At 65.4% G+C, this 6,279-nt stretch carries 7 protein-coding genes; all 7 read right to left on the reverse strand.

Features of this window, described 5'->3' with window-relative positions:
• The coding region (locus tag VEG08_06370) for a tetratricopeptide repeat protein (GenBank protein ID HXZ27610.1) at nucleotides 1-582 on the reverse strand (582 nt) is incomplete at its 3' end.
• A 55-nt stretch (nucleotides 583-637) separates the two neighbouring features.
• The gene (locus tag VEG08_06375; GenBank protein ID HXZ27611.1) at nucleotides 638-1,081 is read right to left on the reverse strand and encodes a biopolymer transporter ExbD; all 444 of its coding nucleotides are present in this window, start codon (nucleotides 1,079-1,081) and stop codon (nucleotides 638-640) included.
• Between the two features lie 28 nt (nucleotides 1,082-1,109).
• Nucleotides 1,110-1,556, reverse strand: coding sequence for a biopolymer transporter ExbD (locus VEG08_06380; protein HXZ27612.1), 447 nt, complete (start codon nucleotides 1,554-1,556; stop codon nucleotides 1,110-1,112).
• A 16-nt stretch (nucleotides 1,557-1,572) separates the two neighbouring features.
• Nucleotides 1,573-2,328 carry a MotA/TolQ/ExbB proton channel family protein gene (locus VEG08_06385; protein ID HXZ27613.1) on the reverse strand — a complete coding sequence of 252 codons (756 nt, stop codon included), beginning with the start codon at nucleotides 2,326-2,328 and terminating at the stop codon, nucleotides 1,573-1,575.
• A 137-nt stretch (nucleotides 2,329-2,465) separates the two neighbouring features.
• Entirely contained in the window at nucleotides 2,466-3,104 is a 639-nt protein-coding gene (locus VEG08_06390) for a TonB family protein (protein ID HXZ27614.1), read from the reverse strand.
• A 202-nt stretch (nucleotides 3,105-3,306) separates the two neighbouring features.
• Nucleotides 3,307-4,563, reverse strand: a complete 1,257-nt coding sequence (secF, locus tag VEG08_06395; GenBank protein ID HXZ27615.1) for a protein translocase subunit SecF — start codon at nucleotides 4,561-4,563, stop codon at nucleotides 3,307-3,309.
• 125 nt (nucleotides 4,564-4,688) lie between these two features.
• Nucleotides 4,689-6,278: a protein translocase subunit SecD gene (gene secD / locus VEG08_06400; GenBank protein ID HXZ27616.1), complete on the reverse strand. Its 1,590-nt coding sequence runs from the start codon at nucleotides 6,276-6,278 to the stop codon at nucleotides 4,689-4,691.
• Between the last annotated feature and the right edge of the window lies 1 nt (nucleotide 6,279).

A 6,279-nucleotide genomic window follows, 5' to 3' on the forward strand; every position in this document is an offset into this window, starting at 1 on the left:
GTTGGCCGCCTTCAACTGCTGGCAGGCCGCGGCGCTGGGCTTGTCTTTCTTGTACTCATCGTCCACCTTCAATCCCAGGGGGGCCTTGACCTCCGCGGCCTTCTGGTAGGTCTCGGTCCAGTCGATCACCCCGATGGAGTAGTAGATCTCGGGATCGTTGGGGTCCACCACCAAGGCCTGGCGATAGTAGTCGCGGGCCCTGTCCAGCTCCTTCATGTTGAAGTACAGCGAAGCGATGCCCTTCAGGCAGGTGAGCTTGTACTGGGAATCGGGATTGGTGGCCAGCACCTGCTTGTATTGGTCGATGGCCTGCTCCGCCATGCGGACGTTCTCCGGACTTGGCACTCCGGGAATGTACTGCCCGGTGTAAGCGGTGGCCAGGTAGAGCTTGGCCACGCTGAGGTTGGGGTCGAGTTCGACGGCGTTCTTGAAGTGCTCGATGGCCTGCTCGAAGCGGGCGGCCTTGTAGGCCTGCACCCCCTTGTTGAGCTGGTCCCGCGCCTTCAGCTTATTGCAGCCGGTGAGGCCCAGCAAGGCGGCCGTCAGCATCCCGACTGCCAGCAGTCGCAGGGTTGTCTTCATTCCGATCCTCTCCCATGCTAGGGGACGCCGGGGACCCCACCCGGCGCTCCCGGTTTTACTGTCCCGCTTCGATCTTGGCGGTGATCAGGCCCACCTTGTCGACCCCCGCGGCGTGGGCGGTATCGATGACCACCGCCACGTCCTGGAAGTCCACGTCGGGATCGCCCTTGACGAACATCACCTTCTCCGCCCGCGACTTGTAGATCTCCTCCAGCCGGCTCTTGAGGTCGGCCCAGGTGACGTCGTCCTGGTTGATCTTGAGGGTGGGCTGCCCGCCTCCCGACTTCAGCACCTGCACCACGATGGTGCGGTCAGGGCTGGGCGGTTGCTTCTGCTGGTTGGGGGGAGGCGGCTGGGGCACCAGCGCGTCCTCGCCCTGCGGCGTCAGCGGCGTGATCACCATGAAGATGATCAGCAGCACCAGCAGGATGTCGATCATGGGCGTGACGTTGATGTCGGCCGAGGGGCCGCCCTTGGCCCCTCCCATTGTCATTGCCATGGAAATGACCTCACTCTCTGCCTCGTTCTCACTGGCCCGGGGGCCGGACGGCGGCGGCGCCCTGCCGGCGCTGCTGGGTGAGCAGCCCCACCAGGTCCACGCCGGCGGCGCGGACATTGTCCACTACTTCCACCACCCCGCCGTACTTGGCGCGCGCGTCCGCGTTGATGTACACGCGCTTGTCCACCTTGTTGGCCAGGCGGTCCCGGATGCGTCCTTCGAGCTGGTCGGGGGTCACCTGCTCGTTGCCCAGGTAGACCTTGCCGTCGCGCTCCACCGACACCACCACCGCGTCTTCGTGGTCGGCATCGTCCATCGGGACCGGGTTATCGGTCACCGCCCGCTGCACCGGATGTTGCTTCTGCAGCATGGGCGTGATCACCATGAAGATGATCAACAACACCAGCATCACGTCCACCATGGGGGTGACGTTGATGGTGCTGTTGACGTCCGCGATCTTCTTCGCCAACGCCATAGATCCGCTCCCGGCCTTAGCGGGCCCGTCCCGACTTCTTCAGGAAGTAGTCCACCAGCTCGCTGGAGGAGTTGTCCATCTCGACGTCGAAGGCCTCCACTTTGCTGGTGAAGTAGTTGAAGGCCATGACCGCGGGGATGGCCACGGCCAGCCCGACGGCGGTGGTCACCAAGGCCTCCGAGATGCCGCCCGCCACCGCGCCCAGACCGGCCGCGTGCGACTCCTGGATCTTGCGGAAGGCGTTGAGGATGCCCACCACGGTGCCGAACAGCCCCACGAAGGGAGCGGTGGCGCCGATGGTGGCCAGGCCGCCCAGGCCGCGCTTGAGTTCGGCGTGCACGATGGCCGAGGCCCGCTCCAGGGCGCGGCGCGAGGCTTCGATCTGCTCGCCCGGGATGTCGGGGCTGTCGCCGTGGGCCTTGAACTCCTGCAGCCCGGCGGTGACCACCTTGGCCAGGTGGCTCTTCTTGTTGCGCTCGGCCACGCGGATGGCCTCATCGATCTTGCCGTCGCGCAGCGCGCCCGCCACCGCCGGCGCGAACTGCCGCGACTGTTTGCGGGCCGCCCCGTACGCGATCCAGCGATCGATCATCACGCCGATCGACCACGCCGACATCACGAACAGGATCACGACCACGATCTTGGCCAGGATGCCCATCTGGTGCCACAGCGAAACCACGTCCCAGCCCACTGCCTGCTCTTCCTGCAGGAAGAACGCGAAGGCGGCCGGCGCCTTGATCACGATGAAACTTGCTAGGCTCGATAGAAGCATGGGTGAATTCACTCCTCCTCAGAATGTCTCGCGAATCTTGGCTCCCCGCTCCCGCGGAGAGGTCTTGCTCGGTCCTGGAACGGGACCGCCCTGCTCACTCCGGCCTCGTCCGGCGGGGAACGAGGCCCACACTCGTTCTAGCCGCCGGTCAGGTTGAAGTTCACGGTGATCTGGGTGTCCACTTCCACCGGCTCCCCGCTCAGCAGATAGGGCTTGTAGCGCCACTGCTTGACGGCATCGAGGGCCGACTGGATGAGCATGGGGTGGCCGCTGACCACGCGCAGATTCTCGATGGTGCCCTCCTTGCTGATCACCGCCTGCAGCACCACCGTCCCCTGCACCCGGGCCATCTTGGCCATGGGCGGATACACGGGCTGCACCTGCTGGATGAGCATGCCCTGGGCCACGCCCGAGGAGACGCGGATGCGCTGCGGGGCCGCCACTTTGGGCATGGCCACGGGAGCGGAGCCGATGATGCCTCCGATCACGCCGCCCAGCGAACCTCCGGGCACGCCTCCGGGCACGCCTCCCACCACTCCTCCGGTGGAACTCACCGGCGGCGGGGGCGCGTCCTCCTGGATCATCTTGACCTTCTCCGGGATCTTGGTGGGGGTGCGCAGCTCGCCGTTGACGATGTCGCTCTCCACCTTGACCACCTTGATCTGCTGGGCCGCAGCCGGGGGGGGCGGCGGCGGGGGCGGAGGCGGCGCCACCAGGAAGCTCATCAGTTGCTGTTTGGGCAGGGCTTCGGTGTAGATCAGGGGCAGCAGAATCATCACCCCGATCGCCAGCCCCTCCAGAAGGAACGAAAGCAGTGTGGTCCAGCCCCGCTTGGTTCTGATCCGGCCTGCCGACTCCACTAGGCTGTCTTCAAACATTTGTTTATCTCCTGCAACCTGTACTACTTAGACACCGGATCCGCTGGGAAGGCTCCCGGTCTCCACAGCAGCGGTCTCCCGCTCCTGTTTCGGGTGCGGGCTAGGCCCGCGCCCGGATCTTCTCGCGGTTGCCCGCGTCCTTGCCGGACGACGCTTCCCGCGTCGGGCCGTTCTCCTGGGCGCGGCGCCCGCCGCCCCCCGGCATGGGTCCCCGTCCCGATCGCTGCACCCGCCAGTTCTGGTAGGCCACCAGCATGGGGGCCGCAACTGCGATCGAAGAGTATGTACCTATCAGGATGCCTATGACCAGCGCAAAAGAGAACCCATGCAAAACTTCCCCCCCGAACAGGAACAGGGAGAGGACGGTGAGGAAAGTCAGCCCCGAGGTCAGGATGGTCCGGCTCAGCGTCTGGTTGATGCTCTTGTTGACGATGTCTTCCATCCTCTCGCGCCGCAGCAGCTTCAGGTTCTCGCGGATGCGGTCGAAGACCACGATGGTGTCGTTCATGGAATAGCCCACCAGGGTGAGGATGGCGGCGATCACGGTCAGCGAGATCTCCTTGTTGGCCAGCGAGAACGCTCCCACCGTGATCAGGGTGTCGTGGAAGCAGGCCACCACCGCGGCCACGCCGTAGATCCACTCGAAGCGGAAGGCCAGGTACACCAGCATGCCGGCCAGCGAATACAACGTGGCCAGCAGCGCCTGCCGCCGCAACTGCGCCCCCACCTGCGGACCCACGATGCTTCCCCCGCGTTCCGCGAAGTTCGATAGGTAGAAATCCGACTGCAGCCGCTGCAGCACCGGCTCCGGCGCGGCTCCCTTCAGCTCGTCGAAGGAGTGCAGCACGCCGCCCAGCTTCTTGTCGCGCTGGTCCACGAGGGCTTGCGCGATCTGGGCATAACGCTGGGCCGCGTCCGTCCCCAAGTGCAAGGGGTCCTTTTCCAGCAGATCGGCCTGCAGCGCCTGCACGTCGGTGTTGTTCAGGTCGAGCTTGCCCTCGGGCGCGGCGCCCGACAGCGCGCGCAGGATGGCCAGCTTGCCCTTATCCAGCGCCGCCTCGCTGGTCTCGCTCAGCGGCAGCGAGATCAGCACCTCGTTGTTGGCGGCCGGGCCGTAGGTCTGGATGCGGCTGTCGCGCAGCCCTGCCTTGTCCATCAGCGACCGGATCTGGTCGGCGTTGGGCGCGCTGGTGAACTTGACCTGGACGATGGTGCCACCCCGGAAGTCCACCCCTAGGGGGATGTGGTGCCAGAAGAGCATGGAAAGCACCCCCGCCACGCTGAAGATCAGCGAGAAGGCGAGGAAGTACCACTTCTTCCCCAGGAAATCGATGTTGGTGTCGCGAAAGAATTCCACGTTGTTTATGACTTCAGCGGCGCCTGGCCGGTGCTAGCTCCGGCCCACAACCCAATCTTGTTTCAGACACCGCTGCTCCCCGAAAAGTTCCCGCTGACTCCCAGCTACTGACTCCCAACTCCCTTTCAGATACTGATGGCCTCGCCCCGCTGTTTGCGGTTCAAGATGGCGTCGAAGATGGTACGCGAGACGAAGACCGCCGTAAACAGGTTGGCCAGCAACCCGAAGGTGAGGGTCACGGCGAAGCCTCGCACCGGCCCCGTCCCGAACAGGAACAGGATGGCCGCCGACACGATGGTGGTCACGTGTGTGTCCACGATGGTGACCCAGGCGTGCTGGAAGCCCTGGTCCACCGCCGAGCCCGGCGCCTTGCCGTTGCGCAATTCCTCCCGGATGCGCTCGAAGATGAGCACGTTGGAGTCCACGCCCATGCCCACCGTCAGGATCACCCCCGCGATCCCCGGCAAGGTCAGCGTGGCCGAGCTGTAGCCCAGGAAGCCCAGCAGAATCACGAGGTTCAGGATGAGAGCCAGGTCGGCGTTGATGCCCGCGCCCTTGTAGTACACGAGCATGAAGACCAGCACCGCGGCCATGCCCACGATGGCGGCGGTCACGCCCTCGCGGATGGATTCGGCGCCCAGTGAGGCGCCCACCGTCTCCTGGTCCAGATAGTGGATGCTGGCGGGCAGCGCCCCCGAGTTCAGCACCATGACCAGGTCGTTCACTTGCTGCTGGGTGAAGGCTCCCTTGATCCGGCCTGTGTCGTGGATCTGCTCGTCGATTCTGGCCACCTCGATGACCTTGCCGTCCAGGACGATGGCCAGGGAATCGTTGACGTGCGCCCCGGTGAAACGCGCAAAACGTTTTCCGCCGTCGGCGGTCAACTCGAAGTTCACTTCCGGGCGGCCCGACTCGTCGGTCCCTGCCATGGCGCGCCGCAGGTCGCTGCCCGAAACTGCGGCCGTGCGCGAGATCACCCACCACACCTGCCCCTCGCCCTGGTCGCCCGGCGCCGGGCGTCCCGGCAGCAGCACCGCGTCCGGCGGCAGCATGCCCTGGTGGGCGTTGAGCGCGTCCTGCTGGCTGGCGTACGAACGGCTCCCATCCAGCGCCTGCCGGATCTCCAGCATGGCGGTGGACTGGATCACATCCTTGACCCGCGCCAGGTCGTACACCCCCGGCAGTTGCACCAGGATCTGGTACTGTCCCAGCCCCTGCTCCTGCACCGTGGGTTCGGTCACGCCCAATTCGTTGATGCGCGTCGAGATGGTCTGGATGGCCTGCGCCACCGCCCGGTTCTTCAGCTCGGTCTCCGCCGTGGGCTTCAGGGTCAGGGTCCAGCTATTTTCGGCTCCCAAGGTCGGGTCGTAGTCGGGTAGGCCGTCCTGCACCACTCGTTTGAAGTCCCCGCTCGCATCCGGCGACACTCCCTTCACTTGGATCAGCTCGGGATGGCTGGTGGGATCGGGCTTCAGGATCTGGGCGTAGTTGATGTTGGCGGTCTTGAGCTGGTCTTTGAGCCGTTCCACCGCGCGGTCGGTCTCGGTGTTGACGGCGTCATCCACCATGACCTGCAGCACCAGGTGGGTGCCGCCCTTCAGGTCCAGCCCCAGGCTGATGCGCTTCTGCACGGATTCCAGCAGCCCTTGCTTGCTCCACTGCTGCGGCCAGCCGATGATGCCGTAGGCGAACGCCAGCAGCACCGCCACGATCACC

This window comes from Terriglobales bacterium (assembly GCA_035624475.1).
GTDB lineage: Bacteria > Acidobacteriota > Terriglobia > Terriglobales > Acidobacteriaceae > DASPRL01.